Source organism: Luteibacter sp. ME-Dv--P-043b, assembly GCF_030209605.1.
Taxonomy (GTDB): domain Bacteria; phylum Pseudomonadota; class Gammaproteobacteria; order Xanthomonadales; family Rhodanobacteraceae; genus Luteibacter.
In genome coordinates this window covers 202,834-218,702 of sequence record NZ_JARVRT010000007.1, presented here as the reverse complement: position 1 = coordinate 218,702, position 15,869 = coordinate 202,834, and the positions used below count along the sequence as shown (strand labels likewise).

At 62.5% G+C, this 15,869-nt stretch carries 12 protein-coding genes; 4 read left to right on the top strand and 8 right to left on the bottom strand.

Annotated features, from left to right (window positions below):
- Nucleotides 1-70: 70 nt before the first annotated feature.
- The 7 genes from QRN34_RS04955 to QRN34_RS04925 all read right to left on the bottom strand — a co-directional run bounded on the left by QRN34_RS04955 (nt 71) and on the right by QRN34_RS04925 (nt 8,878).
- Nucleotides 71-565, bottom strand: a complete 495-nt coding sequence (locus QRN34_RS04955) for a hypothetical protein (protein ID WP_285402534.1) — start codon at nt 563-565, stop codon at nt 71-73.
- Nucleotides 562-1,764 (bottom strand): cupin domain-containing protein, encoded by a 1,203-nt coding sequence (locus QRN34_RS04950; RefSeq protein WP_285402532.1) that lies wholly within the window; start codon nt 1,762-1,764, stop codon nt 562-564. The genes QRN34_RS04955 and QRN34_RS04950 overlap by 4 nt, the downstream gene beginning before the upstream one ends.
- 231 nt (nt 1,765-1,995) lie before the next feature.
- Nucleotides 1,996-2,397 carry a hypothetical protein gene (locus tag QRN34_RS04945; protein WP_285402530.1) on the bottom strand — a complete coding sequence of 134 codons (402 nt, stop codon included), beginning with the start codon at nt 2,395-2,397 and terminating at the stop codon, nt 1,996-1,998.
- A gap of 569 nt (nt 2,398-2,966) precedes the next feature.
- Nucleotides 2,967-3,209 (bottom strand): hypothetical protein, encoded by a 243-nt coding sequence (locus QRN34_RS04940; protein ID WP_285402528.1) that lies wholly within the window; start codon nt 3,207-3,209, stop codon nt 2,967-2,969.
- Nucleotides 3,210-3,411: 202 nt separating this feature from the next.
- Nucleotides 3,412-3,969, bottom strand: a complete 558-nt coding sequence (locus QRN34_RS04935) for a hypothetical protein (protein ID WP_285402526.1) — start codon at nt 3,967-3,969, stop codon at nt 3,412-3,414.
- Entirely contained in the window at nt 3,966-4,295 is a 330-nt protein-coding gene (locus tag QRN34_RS04930) for a hypothetical protein (RefSeq protein WP_285402524.1), read from the bottom strand. The genes QRN34_RS04935 and QRN34_RS04930 overlap by 4 nt, the downstream gene beginning before the upstream one ends.
- Nucleotides 4,296-4,447: 152 nt before the next feature.
- Complete coding sequence (locus QRN34_RS04925; RefSeq protein ID WP_285402522.1) at nt 4,448-8,878, bottom strand: RHS repeat-associated core domain-containing protein; 4,431 nt, start codon at nt 8,876-8,878, stop codon at nt 4,448-4,450.
- 595 nt (nt 8,879-9,473) lie between these two features.
- Here QRN34_RS04925 and QRN34_RS04920 point away from each other — a divergent pair.
- Complete coding sequence (locus QRN34_RS04920; protein ID WP_285402520.1) at nt 9,474-9,734, top strand: hypothetical protein; 261 nt, start codon at nt 9,474-9,476, stop codon at nt 9,732-9,734.
- A 250-nt stretch (nt 9,735-9,984) separates the two neighbouring features.
- Here QRN34_RS04920 and purB read toward each other — a convergent pair whose 3' ends face one another.
- The gene (gene purB / locus QRN34_RS04915) at nt 9,985-11,352 is read right to left on the bottom strand and encodes an adenylosuccinate lyase (protein WP_285402518.1); all 1,368 of its coding nucleotides are present in this window, start codon (nt 11,350-11,352) and stop codon (nt 9,985-9,987) included.
- A 102-nt stretch (nt 11,353-11,454) separates the two neighbouring features.
- On the opposite strand from purB, the gene QRN34_RS04910 reads away from it, so the two are divergent.
- The 3 genes from QRN34_RS04910 (at nt 11,455) to QRN34_RS04900 (ending at nt 15,849) form a co-directional block, all read left to right on the top strand.
- Nucleotides 11,455-12,861, top strand: a complete 1,407-nt coding sequence (locus tag QRN34_RS04910) for a class II fumarate hydratase (RefSeq protein WP_285402516.1) — start codon at nt 11,455-11,457, stop codon at nt 12,859-12,861.
- Nucleotides 12,862-12,962: 101 nt separating this feature from the next.
- Nucleotides 12,963-13,691, top strand: coding sequence for an aldolase/citrate lyase family protein (locus tag QRN34_RS04905; RefSeq protein WP_285402514.1), 729 nt, complete (start codon nt 12,963-12,965; stop codon nt 13,689-13,691).
- 31 nt (nt 13,692-13,722) lie between these two features.
- Nucleotides 13,723-15,849: a TonB-dependent siderophore receptor gene (locus QRN34_RS04900; protein WP_285402512.1), complete on the top strand. Its 2,127-nt coding sequence runs from the start codon at nt 13,723-13,725 to the stop codon at nt 15,847-15,849.
- The last annotated feature ends 20 nt before the right edge of the window (nt 15,850-15,869 follow it).

Below are 15,869 nucleotides of genomic sequence, written 5' to 3'. Positions count from 1 at the left end.
ATAAGAATCCGTTAAGTATAGCCCCGTGGCGCTACACGGCGCCAACCCGAATTCACGTAGGGGATGCCTTTCAGATCCCGAGTGGTCTTATCTGCCAGGCGGGCTCGGCCCGCTCCCAGACCTCGTCGAAATAGGCCATGAGACGAGAGGTCTCACCGGGTGCGTCGAGGTCGCCACGGGCTTCGAAGCGCCCGGCCACCGGCCGGAACAGGTAGCCACTTTTCGTATCGCAGATGAACGCCGATGCGTAGGCGAGGTGCACCTCGTCGAGCGGGACGCGGATCGACACCGCCGTAGGCAGGCGCTGGGCGAGGGCGACCAGCCGGTGACCGTCGCGGTGGGCCTGCTCCGCATCGTGGGTGAGGATGCGGACCTGGGCCTGTCGGCCACTGGTGGCGAGTCGGCGCAGTTCGGTGAGAATCGCCTCACTGTCCAGCTCGCCCACGGCCATCCTCGGCAGGTACAGCGCGGCACGGTAGCGCGCCTGGCTGAGCAGGCGTATCTGGGCGAGCTCGAGGCTGGCGCGATCGTCCGCGGCCAGCACCGTGTCCGCCGGCCCGTTCACCGACGGCGGCCCTTGCGGACGGCGAGGGCGCCCTCGTTGACCAGGGCCAGCAGCAGCTCGCGTTCGGCCGGCGAGGGCGCGCGGTCGAGCCGGACGTCGCGCTCGGCGGCCAGCCGCTCGGCCAGCTCGGCCGGGCAGGCATAGGCGTTACCACTGACGAACAGCGTGGCGGCCTTCTTGCCGCCGACCCAGGCCAGCCGGGCGTACGGATGGCGAACCAGGCCGGCCCCGGCGGCCAGTGCCTTGTCCAGCGCCGCGGCGGTGGTCGCCTTGGGCGGGGCGGCGGGCGACTGGGCGTTGCGGTAGCGGGTGATGAAGCGCCCGAACCAGTCGGCCAGCAGGTCACGGTCCAGCGCCCCGGCGAAGGGCAGCGCCTGGCGCAGCCGGTTGAGCGCGGCCGTGTCGATCTCGCCGATGCGCTTGACCGGGGCGAGGTCGGCATCGGTGTAGCGCAGTTCATCGGGCATGCGCTCGGCGAGGAAGTCGGCCAGGTCGCCGGTGAGCTCCGCCTGCGAGGGCGCGCGCATGCCGACCGAGAGGGTCATACAGTCGCCGAGGGCCACGCCGTCGTGCGGCACGCCGGGCGGCAGGTAGAGCATGTCGCCGGGCTCGAGCAGCCACTCGTGGGTGGGCAGGAAGTCCTTCAGCTGCTTCAGCTCCACATCAGTGCGGAAGTCCAATGGGGCGTCCGGGTCGTCGCTGATGGCCCAGTGACGCTGGCCGATGCCCTGGATCAGGAACACGTCGTACTGGTCCACGTGCGCACCGACGCCGCCACCGTCCTCGGCGTAGGAGACCATCACGTCGTCCACGCGCCAGCTGGGCAGGAAAGCGAAGTGGTCGAGCAGCGCGGCGACATCGGCGTCCCACTTGTCGACGTCCTGGACGAGGAGCGTCCAGTCGCGCTTGGGCGTCTTGCTGAATTCGGCTTCTTCGAAGGGGCCGGTTTTCACCGTCCAGCGGTCGCGCTTCTCGTCGTGGACGATGAGGCGGGCCAGCACCCCTTCTTCGCAGGCCAGGCCGGCGAGGTCGTTGGGCTCGATGGGCGGGTCGAAGTTCTCGAAGGCGTTGCGGATCAGCAGCGGGCGCTTTTGCCAGTAGTCGCGGAGGAAGTGCGCGGGGGTCATACCCAGGGGATGGGTGGACGTGCCGCGGACTTCGATGGGGAGGGGTTTGCGGGTGGGGGTTGGGATGGCCATGGGGCGGGATTGTAGCGTGGCGTGCGGCGGGGGCGCGGCCGGCGCGTGGCGGGGGGCGCGGCCGGGTCGGACCTTGGGGCCTTCGACGCTGCCCTTCGGGGCGGGCCGTCGCTGCGCTTGTGCTCGAATCAGGGTGCGCGGCCCTCAGCTCAGGCGGCCCCAAGATCCGACCCGGCCGCGCCTGCGTACGGTGTGGAGGTTTGGGGGAAGAGCTTTGGGGCGTCGCTGCGTTTATGAGGTCTTGGGCTGGGTGCTTTTGGGCGTGCCGAGCGTGGACTGGATCTGGTCGAGTTCGCGCATGTAGGAGGCGCTTTCGCCGGCGCTCAGGAAGCCTTGGCTGGCGTGGTCGGCGCGGGCTTTCTTGACGACCTGGGTGACTTTGGACGACAGGGCGGTGCTCTCGGGATGGGAGAGGTGGCCGGATTTTTCCGCGGTGGCGATTTGCGCGGAGAGGGATTTGGCTCTTGCGGTGAGGCGTTGGAGAAGGGCGTCTTTGGATGGTGCGCTTGCGGATGCGGGCGCCTGAGTCATCGTGCCCGACGGCGCGGGCGAGGTTTGCGCCAGGACGGAAGCAGGGACGGCCACGGTCAGCAGGGATGCAAGTGCGAGGGAGGTTAGACGTTTGGCAGTCATCGACGGGTTCGCATGGGTTGGTGCGAGTATTGTTCGGCGTGATTGATGAACTGTGGATGTGGGCCATTCGCCAGAAGGATTCGACATGTTCCAATAGAGGGCGTCACGTTGAATTTTTTCCCGCTGCTTGGTCGTTTTGATACCGCCTCGTATCCCGGCTGACGTTGTAAGGCAGGTAACTCTGCGTCGAAGTACTGATCTAACAGAAATCGAATGCTTTACGACTTTGGAAGCGTAAAAGACCAACAGATTAGAGTGATCGCGATGACCACACCGAATACAAGGAAGAGGTTTTCCCTACGGCTACGTCGCTGCCGAAGAACAAACGGCCACAGAAACATAAAGTCAGCAGCTCGTGTCCTTTTCGTCCCCACTTTTGTCCGATGCGACCACCACACGAGGGTGGTCACAAGGCACAAGAGCACCACAGGCACTGCGATAAATAGATTGATGCTGCTCATTTCTCGCAATTCGGGCATGTGTCTTTCGAGACGTGAATATAAGTCGATTCCCAAGCGAATTCGGCATCGACACTGGGTCCCAATCCGTGTCCGCGAAATACGTCTTAGCTAGTCAGTTTCACCTGTGCGGTGGAGAAGGATCAAATCTTGCTCGGGCTCGGTGTAATGGATGAGGCCGTAACTTTCGAAGTTGATCATGACGCCCGCTCCAAGATACGTCCATTGCTCAACCGAATATTCTAGATTACCTCCATATTGGTCGCCATCGATATCGACGACTACGTTGCCTGTCTTTCCACTTAAAGAGACGATGTCACCTAGCTGGCAAACTTGGCCATCGCAATACTTCATCAGGTTACTCCCAGATTTTTTCAGTACGGGGCAGTAGAAACCTCGCCACTCTGATCCAGCTCGACACGGAGTACAAAGGGTGAACTGGTGAATGTTTTCATTTCAGGCATCGAAGCTGTGGCTCGTGATGCACAAAGGCTGGGCGACTTCGAGCACGGGCCTGCCGTGCCCGGTCATCTGCATCAACGCTTCGATCTTGAACTCATCCTCGCGACGCTTTCCGTTCACCCTTCGGAACAGGTCTGAACTTGCCAGCATCAAATCCGTCCTGTTCTGCCAGATCAAGATCGAAGTCAGCACCACTCGATGCCATCGCTCTGAGCACATCCATGGAAAGGTAGTATCCATGGCGATCGTCATCTGCTTGATATCGCTCGACCAGACAGATTGAAATATGTCCCGCGAACGGTTTCAGTACGTTGTTTGGAATGAGTGCCAGAAGAGCTATCAAGTCACTTGAAATTTCCTCAAAAGAAGTTAAGAAATATTCTGATCGCCAGTACTTAGCAGAAATGTTGTTAATTGGCGCGCCGCGACCCAAGCGTGTCTTAACCTCTCCGCCAAGCAGCGATGAAAATTGCTCGGCAAAAACGTCAAGTTCACAACTATCACTGCCAATACGAAGATAGATCAAGAAGATGCTTTTCATCATCGCCACGTCGTGTGTGTCGGAGGGTCCTTGACTACCGAACAGCTGAGATTGCATCCCGGCAACAAATGCATCAAGCCTGGCACCGCGCGGGTTGGAATCGACATTCACTCACAGAAATTCTTGATAGATGCCATGTCCTGACGACCTTCTGGAACGGTTTGGACTGCCAAAAGGAAACCTTGACGCCAGTGAGCGCCACCATCGACAGGAGTGCCGTCCGCACGAATCATAAAAAACTTGCCAAGGCCATCCTTCTTATACAGTTCACTGAGCCAGAATTCGCCATGAGATGCTTCTCCCGATTGAAGCGGCTTCGCTGCCCATCCGCTAATCGCTGACTTCTTGCAGAGTGAAAACCCCTGCGCACGCAGGGCATGTCGAATGCTTTCAACGTACCGATAGGATTCGGGCTCCGAGATGAGGTGGAAGCTCACGCCATCGCTCAGATCGGATTGATGTATGTAAGAGACGCTGCTGGCTCCAGCTGGAACCATGGCCTCCAACTGGTTGTGCTGTCTGGAGCAGGCTGTAGTGCCCATAGCAGCTAGAACAACTAGTAGGCCTATTCTCTGTCTAGTTAACATTTCTAGTCCTTGGCAGGTGGCGGTGAGCAGAGACAGTTACTCGGGGATGGCGTCAACGAATGACCTTTTTCATGGTCGTAGTCCAAAGAGGGGTCGCCTCCCATCCCCACAGGATAACCGCGTGTCCTCGTGAGAGTCGGGTCGTTAAGGTCGCCGGACCACATATAGGGTCCCGACGTATTGACCCATAGCCACAAGCAATGACAAACATTGTTACTAATCAACGTGCCTAGGTCGCCAAGAATGTCGAGATTCAGCATGTCCGAGCCAACTTGAACCCAGTGCCCGCCACACTCAGCGAGCCCGAGCGGGTCTATGCCGCGTAGCGCATTGCTTTGGACGTAGGCATAGGTGCTTGCCTGCCGGGACAGAAGCCCAATCGGATCGCTTTGGATATACCTTCCCGTTGCGGCCTCATAATCCCGCTTTACGTTGTACGCCAAACCTGACTCCTGGTCGAAATACTGGCCTGGATAGCGCAGGTTGTTTACATATCCACTCGTTGATACCGGCTCCTTTTCGCCAAACGGGTTGCCTGCATACGCCCATTGCCAGAGCAGGACACCGCTGTTGTTGGTGATGACGCGGGGAGACCCGAGTCCATCGGCGTAGAGGAAGTTGACGGTCGCTGTCGTGCCATTGCGGTCAACAATGCCGACCGGTAAGTCATCCACCCAGACGTAGTCACGCGTGGTTGTCCCGGTGCTTTCACCCAGCAGGTGACTGCCTTCGTCGTAGTCAAATCGCGTGGTTAGCCCGCCAGCTACCTTCTGGACCCGCTGCCCGAAGGTATTCAGTACATAGCTGCCGACCGTCGCGCCGCCGTTTTGAACCACGGTCAACCGGTTGCGCTGGTTGTAGCCAAAGCCATAGGTTCCGGAGGCCAGCACATTCGCGGTGGCGTTGCCTCGTGCATCGACTTGGCGGCTGGTCGTACCGACGCCAGTCAGCTGGTGCGTACCCGCCTTGTACGTGTAGGTGCCGGTGAGCATGCCGGGTGCGACCTTCGATAACCGGTCGCCCGTCTTATTATATGTGTAGGCCTCCACCGCCGTGCCGTCCCCAGCATTGACGCCGGTCAGACGATAAAGCGCGTCGTAGCCGTAGGTCTCCGCAGGAGTCGCCACACCTGCCGTGTCGCCAAGGGCAATGATGTTACCCATGGTGTCGCGCTTCAGATGCAGTGAAAACGCGGTGCTTGCGATGTCGGTGAGCTGACCCGTGGCGTCAAAGGTGCGGGTGACCGTCTGGCCGTTGCCGAGCTTGTAGCTCGCCACCGGGCCGAATGGCTGGTAGGCGACGTTGCTGGCAACCGTCGTCGTGGTGCCGCCAGATGGGGTGGCCGTGACCGACATGATACGACCCGCCGCATCGCGGGCGTAGGCAACCACAGTGCCGTTGGCGGTCGTTAGGGACTTGAGCCGGTTGCCGGGTGTCCAGGTGTAGATCGTGGTCCGGGTATCAGTGCCAACCGTCTGCTGCTTTTTCACCACGTTGCCGCGCCGGTCGTAGCAGTACACCAGCCCGCCATTGCCCTCGATGATTCGGGTCAGGCGGCTCTTTCCGACACTTCCAGTGCAGCCAGTGACGGAGTCGGCTTCATCGAACTTGTAGGCGACGTTGAGCGTGGTGTCGGCATAGGTCTTGGCCGTCGGCCGTCCGAGCGCGTCGAAGGTCGAGGCAGTCGATACATTGGTCGCATCCATCGAGGTGACCGGGTTGCCACTGATATCGAATGTCTGCGAGGTCGTGCCCGTATCCGGGCTGTGCAGTCCCCCGGCATTGCCCAGGGCATCGATGTCATAGGTGGTGTTGAGCCCATCCGGGTCACTGAACCCGGTCAGCCGATCAAGGGCGTCGAAACTCGATACTGACTGGCTGTTGGCCGTCGCGGTATTGCTGCCCTGGTAGTCCCGCAAGGTGCTGACGAGGCGGTTGAGCCCGTCGTAAACCTGCTTTTGCTGCACCGACAGGCCATCCTGGCTGTGGACCAGATTGCCATTGGCGTCATAGCTATCGGTAAAGCCTGCGTTGAACACCGTCCGGTTGAGGCCATCGGTCAAGGCGGTCACTTGGCCGAGGTTGTTGAACGTACGGCCGAGGGACCGAACCACCGTTCCCGTCGGGCTCAGGACTTGCTCGGCCGTGCGGTTGCCGGCGTTGTCCAGGGTGTAGTGAATTCGCGCGCCAACGCCATCCGTGACGTCGGTCAGGCGGTGGGCCGCGTCGTAGGTGTATGTGGTCACAACGCCATCCGCATCCGTGACCGAATGGACCGTGCCGGTCGGGTCATAGGCGATGGTGGTGGTCGCATCAAGGGTCGAGGCCGCCCCGGAGGCGTTGGCGCGAAGGGTCTTGGTTGCGAGCCAGCCCCGGGCCGTATAGGTATAGTCGGTCAAGACCCCGTTCGGGTCCTTCATGCGGGTCACCCGCCCCGCCTTGTCGTACGACACGTAGGTGGTGACAAGGCCGGCACCGTCCGTCGTCGACTTGGGGTCACCGAGGTGATGGCAGGTACCACCCGCCGTGGCGCAGCCCGACTCGTCCGTGGTCAGATAGTAGCTGTTGGACAGGGTATCGGCGACATCCGTGCGCGGGCCGTCGGTCTTCAGCAGCAGGCCGACCAGGGGACAGGTCGTGGTGTTGACGGCCGTGCAGTAGGTCATCACCGTACGTCGGATGCCGGCTGGCGCAGTGCTGCTCGGAGAACAGGTATAAGACGGGGCCGTTGCCGGGTCGATGAGGCACTGGGCGGTGGTTTGTCCGGCTGTGTTGTACGCCCAGCCTTCCTTGCTGACCACTTTGCCCAAACTGTCCCTGACCGTGCGCACAAGGGGTACACGCAGAGATGAGTTCCACGTCGTGTCCGTCGTGCGCTGCTCGGACAAACCCTTGGCATCAACCTTCGTCAGTAACAAGCCATTGGCGTCGTAGGTGGTAGACGTCGTATTTCCATTGCCATCGACCTTGGACGCAATGCGGCCGTTGGCGTCATATGTATAGGTCGTGGTCTGGGCCGCGCAGCCATCGCAGGTCCGCGTGACCGTCATCGGCTTGCTGACGCCAAACATGTAAGACACGGTGGTCGTTTCAGTTGCGCCAAAGCTATCGACGACAGCGTACTGCGTGCTGTTCTGTACGCCATGCGGGTCATTAATGACTGCAGTTGGATTCGAACCTGCGGCACCCACCGTGCTGCTTACGGTCGCGTGATACTGGGCATACGTTGTCGTGTCGACGCGCGTGCCAAGTTCGTCCAGCTGTCCCGTCAGGTCGTTGACGCCCGCGAAATTGGTCGACCCGTCGTTCTCGCCATAGACATACCGGCGCGTCGTATTGTCCGGGTACGTCAACGTAACCAGATTGTTATTCGCGTCATATGAGAACGTGTAGTTTCCACCTGCGGTGTCCTGCATTCCCGCCATACGGTTGCTGGTGTCCCAGGTAAAGACGATGCTCCTGCCCTGGGGATCCGTGATGGAACTCAGGTGACCTTGCGAATCATAGGCAAAGGTTTGCGTCATTCCATCCTGACGAATGATGGATCTAAGCGTACCAGTCGAATCATAGGTTTCGCGCGTCTTGTCGCTGCGCGTGTAAGTCCATCCCGCGATGTTTCCCGATGCGTCAAGGGTCGACTCTAGCGTATCGACGACGTCCAAGTCGCCGGTCCACGATGTACCATTCTGATCAAACCCATAGACCTTTCCGTCAGGGCGAAGCACATAGGCGGACGTAAGGGTCGAATTGCTTTCGACAACCACCCGCATCTGGTAGTTGTGCACCCGCCGCGCACCAAGCGAAAGCTGGACAGGGCTCAGGATAGGCACACTCTGTCCACCGTAGTAGGTGATGTCGAAACGGACGGGAAACGTTCCCTGCCCGGAAAATAGAGTCAGTGACTCAAACTTATTTCCTGTCGCGGGGTTGACTGGGTCACCGACTGCGCAAACCGGGCATTGGGGGGCACCCCGGCTTTTATCGGGGTCTGGCATGATGCCCGGGCAGCGACCGCCCCACGCATCGGCGTTGTAGGGTCCCCAAGTGGAACCGGGACACATTGCCCAGCGTCGAGCAAGCGAAGCGTAGTAGTCGTTTTCGAAAAACGAACAATCGTCGTAGTGATTCGCTATTTTCTTGGCTCTGTTTAAGTCACCGTCTTCATAGTCGCTCGAGTGGACTGCCTCCACGGACTGCAACACCCATTGGAGTGAGCCATTCTGACAATAAGGCGCATGCTTGCCCCAGTCCTCTGCAAATGCATCGTAGGGCGTCTGGTATCGAATCTGGTCCCACCCGCCGTTGTACCAGTCGGGGACGTTGTAGAAAATGATGGGTGCGTGTCCAGCTTCCGCGAGGCCCCAAAGGCACATCAGCAGGAGGCCTATGCAAAGCCGGCCAAGGCGTGCCCGCAGGCGGGTGGACTTATCCATGGTATTCCCCTGAGGGGCCGTACCGCCCCGACGGGCGCGAGAGTAAATCGCCTCGGACTCTGTGTCTGTAGGGGAAACCTTACAGAGAAACCAGCCGCCACATTCTCAAGACAACCCCCCAACCTTTTTGCTAGGTTGTCCCCGTTGCCTGCGGACCCGCTATCCACCCCGCAGGCAACCATCGCTCGAAAGCGGTGAGAAGCGCGGACCAGGGGTGTGACAGCACCACAAGGTCCGCTGACCCTAATCAACGAACAAGGTTGACCATGGCTACGCCAAAGCTTAAGGCATTCTCACGCGCGCCGCTTCCCGGTGGCGCTTCCCTCAACGGTTACCGGGCCGTCTGCCGCATCTGCAGACACGGTTGAAGAACCACGGCGCTCGCCGTTGTCCTGAGACGATTCGTGCCGAGCACACACGGCGCGTTGCCGCGTGTCCGACGGTCGACGGCTGACGCTGCATCCACTTCTGCAATCACGCCGCCCGGCGCCCGGTCACGGGCAGGCCGATGAGACTCATCGTGCGAGCGATGGTGGCACGTGCTTACCCATGGCGTGCCACGACTCGGCAACACGGCGGCATCAAGGAGAACTCCATGGACGAGAACGGACACACGGGTGAAGGCAGCATGGCGATCGCTGCTGACGTCAGCGTCAACATGCTGCTCAACGATGCGCATGCATGGCTACGTTACGCAGGCGGGGTCACCGGCTTGCTGGTCGAATCACTCGAAGACGATGACATTCTGCACCGCCAACGCACGATGCTGGCGCTGGGTGCCGTAGGGACACTGGTGTCGATGAGCGTGCAATGCGTGGCGCACGCACAGAAGAAGATGGAGTGGGACAAGCTATAACATGTCCTCCATCCCGTTTACCTCTGTATTCGTAGAGGTGCTGGGTGGTTACGCTCTGAGCGAGTTCGGCCACTTGTGGCCGCTGCTCGAGCGCAGAGTGTGACCACCCAGCGCCTCGTCGCCGCACCATGCGAGCAACCGCGGCTCCGGCATAGCGGCTTCGAGACAAGCCCGGGCCATGCAAGAAGACCCCACAAAAAAACCCGACTCACCCGAGCCGGGTTTCCATGACCACGCAACCTACAGAGACTCAGATATCGCGAGCCAGCTTATCCGCCAGGCCGATATACGAAGCAGGCGTCAGTTCCGCCAGCGCCCGCTTCGCATCGGCCGGCAGATCCAGCCCGTCGATAAAGGCGCGCATCGAGTCCTTCGTAATGCCCTGGCCGCGCGTCAGCGCCTTGAGCTGTTCGTACGGCTCCGGCAAACCGAAGCGACGCATCACCGTCTGCACGGCTTCGGCCAGCACTTCCCAGCTGGCGTCGAGGTCGGCGGCGACGCGCTCGGCGTTGACGTTGAGCTTGCCCAAGCCCTTGAGCAGCGACTCGATCGCGACCAGCGAATGGCCGTACGCGGTGCCGAGGGCGCGCAGCACGGTGGAGTCGGTGAGGTCGCGCTGCCAGCGGCTGATCGGCAGCTTCTCGGCGAAGTGGCCGAGCAGGGCGTTGGCGAGGCCGAAGTTGCCTTCGGCGTTCTCGAAGTCGATCGGGTTGACCTTGTGCGGCATGGTGGAGGAACCCACTTCGCCGGCCTTCAACGCCTGGCGGAAGTAGCCCAGCGAGATGTAGCCCCACACGTCGCGCGCCAGGTCGATCAGGATGATGTTGATCCGGCGCAGCACGTCGGCGAATTCGGCGATGCCGTCGTGCGGTTCGATCTGCGTGGTGTACGGGTTGAAGGTGAGGCCCAGGCCATCGACGAAGTGCGCGGCGAGCGACGGCCAGTCCACGTCGGGATAGGCGATGACGTGGGCGTTGTAGTTGCCCACGGCGCCGTTGATCTTGCCGGGGATCTCGATGGCGACCAGCTGCTTGCGCTGGCGCTCCAGGCGCGCCACGACGTTGGCGATCTCCTTGCCCATGGTGCTGGGCGAGGCGGTCTGTCCGTGCGTGCGCGACAGCAGCGACAGGCCGGCGTGTTCGTGGGCGAGGGCGCGCAAGCGGGCGATCACCTGGTCCAGGGCGGGTAGCAGCACGGACTCGCGGGCGTCGCGCAGCATCAGCGAGTAGGCGAGGTTGTTGATGTCTTCGCTGGTGCAGGCGAAATGGACGAATTCCTTGGCCTGGGCCAGGGCGGGATCGTTGCCGATCTTTTCCTTGATGAGGTATTCCACCGCCTTGACGTCGTGGTTGGTGGTGGCCTCGATCGCCTTGATCCGCTCGCCGTCTTCGATAGAGAAGCCGTCGGTGATGGCCAGCAGGCGGGTGACCGCCTCGGCGGGGAAGGCCGGCAGCTCGACGATGCCCGGGTGGGCGGCCAGGGCCAGCAGCCAGTGGATCTCCACGTGCACGCGCCGGTGCATCAGGCCGAATTCGCTGAAAATGGGGCGCAGCGGCTCCACCTTGGCGGCGTAACGGCCGTCCAGCGGCGAAAGGGCGGTGAGCGTGGCGTGGGACATGGAGGCGTTCCTGGGGCGTTTCGGTCAGTTCTTTAGTATACCGTTCGGGTAAAGCATTCGCGCACAGCGTGCGCTCCTACATGGTTTTATTGGAGGTTTCTTATGGCCCGGTTCCGTACTGAACGCGACAGCATGGGTGAGCTGAAGGTGCCTGCCAAGGCCCTTTATGGGGCGCAGACCCAGCGCGCCGTGGACAATTTCCCCATCTCGGGCCTGACCCTGCCGCGCGAGTTCATCCGCGCGCTGGGGCTGATCAAGTCGGCCGCCGCGGAGGCCAACGTCAAGCTGGGCCACCTGGACAAGGCGTCGGCCAAGGCCATCCGCGCGGCGGCGGAGCGGGTGGCGGCGGGCGAGGTGGACGCGCATTTCCCCATCGATGTCTTCCAGACCGGCTCGGGCACCAGTTCCAACATGAATGCCAACGAGGTGATCGCGCACCTGGCCGAGGCGGCGGGTAGCACGGTGCATCCCAACGATCACGTCAACGCGGGCCAGAGCTCCAACGACGTCATTCCCACCGCGATCCTGGTCAGCGCCACGCTGGCCACCACCGAAACGCTGCTGCCTGCCCTGAAGCACCTGCGCAAGACGATCGACGGCCGGGCAAAGGAGCTGAAGAAGGTGGTGAAGACGGGGCGCACCCACCTGATGGACGCCATGCCGATCACCTTCGGCCAGGAGCTGTCCGGCTGGTCGGCGCAGATCGACGACGCGATCGAGCGGATCGGCGACACGCTGAAACGCACCCGGCGCCTGCCGCAGGGCGGCAGCGCGGTGGGCACGGGCATCAATGCCGATCCGAAGTTCGGCCCGGCGGTGGCGGCGGAGCTGTCGAAGCTGACCGGCGTGAAGTTCGAGTCCGCGGCCAACTACTTCGCCGGCATGGCGGCGCAGGATGCACCGGTGGAATTGTCCGGCCAGTTGCGCACGCTGGCCGTGGCGGTGATGAAGATCGCCAACGACCTGCGCTGGATGAACTCCGGGCCGCTGGCCGGCCTGGGCGAGATCGAACTGCCGGCGTTGCAGCCGGGGTCGTCGATCATGCCGGGCAAGGTCAATCCGGTGATTCCCGAGGCCGCGGCCATGGTGGCGGCCCAGGTGATCGGCAACGACGCGACCATCGCCATCGCGGGGCAGTCGGGCAATTTCCAGCTCAACGTGATGCTGCCGGTGATCGCATACAACCTGCTGCAGTCGATCGAGATCCTGGCCAATGTCACCGTGCTGCTGGCGGACAAAGCCATCGCGGGCTTCAAGGTCAACGAGGAACACATCCGCGAAGCGTTGGACAAAAACCCGATCCTGGTCACCGCGCTCAATCCCGTCATCGGTTACGAGAAGGGCGCCGCGACCGCCAAGCAGGCGTACAAGGAAAAGCGCCCGATCATGGACGTGGCCCTGGAAACCACGGGCCTGTCGAAGGCGGAGCTTGCCAAACTGCTCGATCCCGCGGCGCTTACCAAGGGCGGCATTCATGGAGGTGGTGGCGGTGGCGGTGGCGGCGGCTGATTCGCAAGTTTTTGTAAGCGGAGTGTGATCGGTTAGGCTTGTTATTGAGAACTATTCGCATTATCGTTCGCGTCGATCCTTTCCCGGCTCGACAGGACGTTATGCAACGCCAGATCGGCATTCTCAATTCGCTCCACTCACCGTTGCTCTGCGAGATGATCGGCAGGGCCGGTTACGACTTCGTCGTGCTGGACCTCGAGCATCAGCTGGTCTCCCCCGATCAGCTGATGCACGCCATCCGCGCCTGCGAGGTGGTGGGTTGTGAGCCGTGGGTCCGCGTACCCGAAGTCGATGCGAAGCTGATCGGCCGCGTGCTGGATGCCGGTGCGCGGGCCGTGGTGATACCTCGCCTGGAAACCGCCGCACAGGCACGCGATGCCGTGGCGGCGGCACGTTTTCCGCCGCTGGGGCGTCGCGGCATCACCGGCGGCCGCGTCACCGGCTTCGGCCGGGAACCGCTCGATACCTATATCGAGCGCGCCAACCGCGATATCCGCATCGTTCCCATGATCGAGAGCAGGGCGGGCGTGGAGGCCATCGACGAGATCCTTGCCGTGCCCGGCGTATCGCTGGTCATGGAAGGCGCGCTCGACCTGTCGCTGGATATGGGCCTGGGTCCCCAGCCGTTGCACGCTGACGTATGGGACGCCCTGTTGTACCTGGCGGCGCGTTGCGCTGCGCACGACATCCCATTCTGCGCCAACCCCCGCACGGCCGAGCAGCGTGCCTACTGGCTCGCGCACGGCGGGGCGTGGCTGCTTGCCGGTGAAGACCGTGGCCTGTTGCAGGGCGCGTTGCGCGCACGGGCCAGCGAACTGCGTGATCCGTAATCCCTCTTAATTCATGCCAAGGAAACGTTCCATGAAGCACCGCCTCCGCCAGCGGCACATCGTTATCGCGCTGGGCCTTGCCGTGCTCGCGCAAGCCGTGTCGGCACAGGACGCCACGACCGCCTCCACCACGGCCACGCCGCCGGACAAGGCGCGCAAGCTCGATGCCGTGACGGTCACCGGCAGCGTGCTGGGCGCATCGCGGGCGGAGGACGTGAAGACGTATGCGGGCAGCCGTCAGGTGATCGATCGCGAGGCGCTGGCCACCGGTGCCAATCGCTCGCTGGACGATGCCTTGCAGCGCGTGCCGGGCGTGAAGGTCTTCGACGAGACGGGCACCGGCGTGCTGCCGCAGATCGCGTTGCGCGGGCTGTATGAAAGCCGCAGCGGACGCGTGCAGGCGCTGCTGGACGGCATCCCGCTGTCGCTGGCGCCGTATGGGCAGACCAGCCTGTCGCTGTTCCCGGTGACGCTGAACCAGATCGATCGCATCGACATCGTGCGCGGCGGCGCGGCCGTGCAGTACGGTCCGAACAACGTGGGCGGCGTCATCAACTTCGTCAGCAAGCCCATTCCCGATACGTGGCGCACCACGGTCGGCGAGCGCATCACCGCGTATGGCCGCGGCCAGATGCTGCGCGACACCTCGGTGTCCACCGGCGGCTACCTCACGCCGAACTTCGGCATGCAGCTGGATGCCGATTACCTCAAGGGTGAATACTTCCGTGGGCACAGCGGTACGAACGTCAAGAACGTCCGCCTGCGTACCGAGTGGTGGATCAGCGACGACAAGCTGCTCAAGGCGGATGTGCAGCGCTACGTCGCGCGCATGGACATGGCGGGTGCCTTGTCGGTCGCCGACTACGAGGACGACCCGCGGCAGGCCACGCGGCCGCTGGATCGCTTCCACGGCACCACCACCCGCGCATCGCTGACCTACGAGCAGGACCTGGGCGCCTGGTGGCTGTTCGACACCTCCAAGTTCAGCTGGAGCAACTTCAGCTCCGACAGCGAACGCAATTTCATCGTGGGCATGCGCCGTTCCTCCGCGCAGACCTGGCGTTCCGACCTGCCCCCGCAGTTGCTGCAAAGCGCGCCGCGCGGCTTCAAGGTGTACGGCACGCAACCGCAGTTCAGCCTGCACATCGACGGGCCGGTGACCCAGCAGTGGACGGTGGGCGCGCGTGCGGTGCACGAGGACATCGATTTCCTGGTCGGCAACACCGGCCTCGACAACGGCGTGTACACGCTGGTGCGCGACTGGCAGTTCCGCGACCGTGCCTGGGCGGCGTATGTCAGCGATGCGATCGGTTTTGCCGACGACCGGCTGACCGTGACCCCCGGCGTGCGTTACGAGCACCTGGACGCTACCTATCGTAACCTCGCCAACGGCGTGAGCTTCGAGAACAACGTGCGTAACGCGCTGCCGGGCCTGACCGTGGGCTTCAAGGCCACGGATGCGTGGTACGTGTATGCGGATGCGCAGCGCTCGCTGCGCGCGCCGCAGGTCACGCAGATCGTGTTCGGCGACAACCTGGATTCGGAGCTGGCCTGGAACTACGAGCTGGGCGCGCGTTTCCAGCCCACCGCGCGGACGGCCATCCATGCCGACCTGTATCGCATCGACTTCGACAAGCAGATCCAGCTCGACAACACCACGCGCACCTACGGCAACATCGGCAAGACCATCCACCAGGGCCTGGAGGCCGATGTGGCGTGGTCGCCTGAAGCGCTGGATGGGCTGAAGCTGACCGCCGGCTACGCGTACCTCGACGCCGAGCAGCGCTCGGGCGCCTTCGAAGGCCTGCGCGTGCCGTACACCTCGCGCAACCAGGTGAACGTGGGCGCGTCGTACACGCGCGGTCATACCACCGTCGCGTTGTCGGGTTACTACTTCAGCAGCGCCTTCACGGACACCGCCAACACGCGGGCCGAGAACGCCATCGCCTCGGTGGGCCGCTTGCCCGCGTACGCGGTGTGGAACGCGCAGTGGACGCAGACCCTGCTCACGCAGGGCACGTCGGTGCTCACCGGGTCGCTGGCGCTGAACAATCTTTTCGACAGGCAGTACTGGTACAGGGGAATCGATACCAGTCCGTGGGGTCGCCAGCCGGCCCCGGGTCGCAGTGTGACCCTCGGACTGGAGCTGGCTTTCTAACGCTCCACGTTACAAGGAAC

Bases quoted from the DNA above. Each gene is read 5' to 3' on its own strand.
- QRN34_RS04950 (WP_285402532.1), bottom strand. From the start codon at position 1,764: ATGGCCATCCCAACCCCCACCCGCAAACCCCTCCCCATCGAAGTCCGC.
- QRN34_RS04945 (WP_285402530.1), bottom strand. From the start codon at position 2,397: ATGACTGCCAAACGTCTAACCTCCCTCGCACTTGCATCCCTGCTGACC.
- QRN34_RS04940 (WP_285402528.1), bottom strand. From the start codon at position 3,209: ATGAAGTATTGCGATGGCCAAGTTTGCCAGCTAGGTGACATCGTCTCT.
- QRN34_RS04925 (WP_285402522.1), bottom strand. From the start codon at position 8,878: ATGGATAAGTCCACCCGCCTGCGGGCACGCCTTGGCCGGCTTTGCATA.
- QRN34_RS04920 (WP_285402520.1), top strand. From the start codon at position 9,474: ATGGACGAGAACGGACACACGGGTGAAGGCAGCATGGCGATCGCTGCT.
- purB (WP_285402518.1), bottom strand. From the start codon at position 11,352: ATGTCCCACGCCACGCTCACCGCCCTTTCGCCGCTGGACGGCCGTTAC.
- QRN34_RS04910 (WP_285402516.1), top strand. From the start codon at position 11,455: ATGGCCCGGTTCCGTACTGAACGCGACAGCATGGGTGAGCTGAAGGTG.
- QRN34_RS04905 (WP_285402514.1), top strand. From the start codon at position 12,963: ATGCAACGCCAGATCGGCATTCTCAATTCGCTCCACTCACCGTTGCTC.
- QRN34_RS04900 (WP_285402512.1), top strand. From the start codon at position 13,723: ATGAAGCACCGCCTCCGCCAGCGGCACATCGTTATCGCGCTGGGCCTT.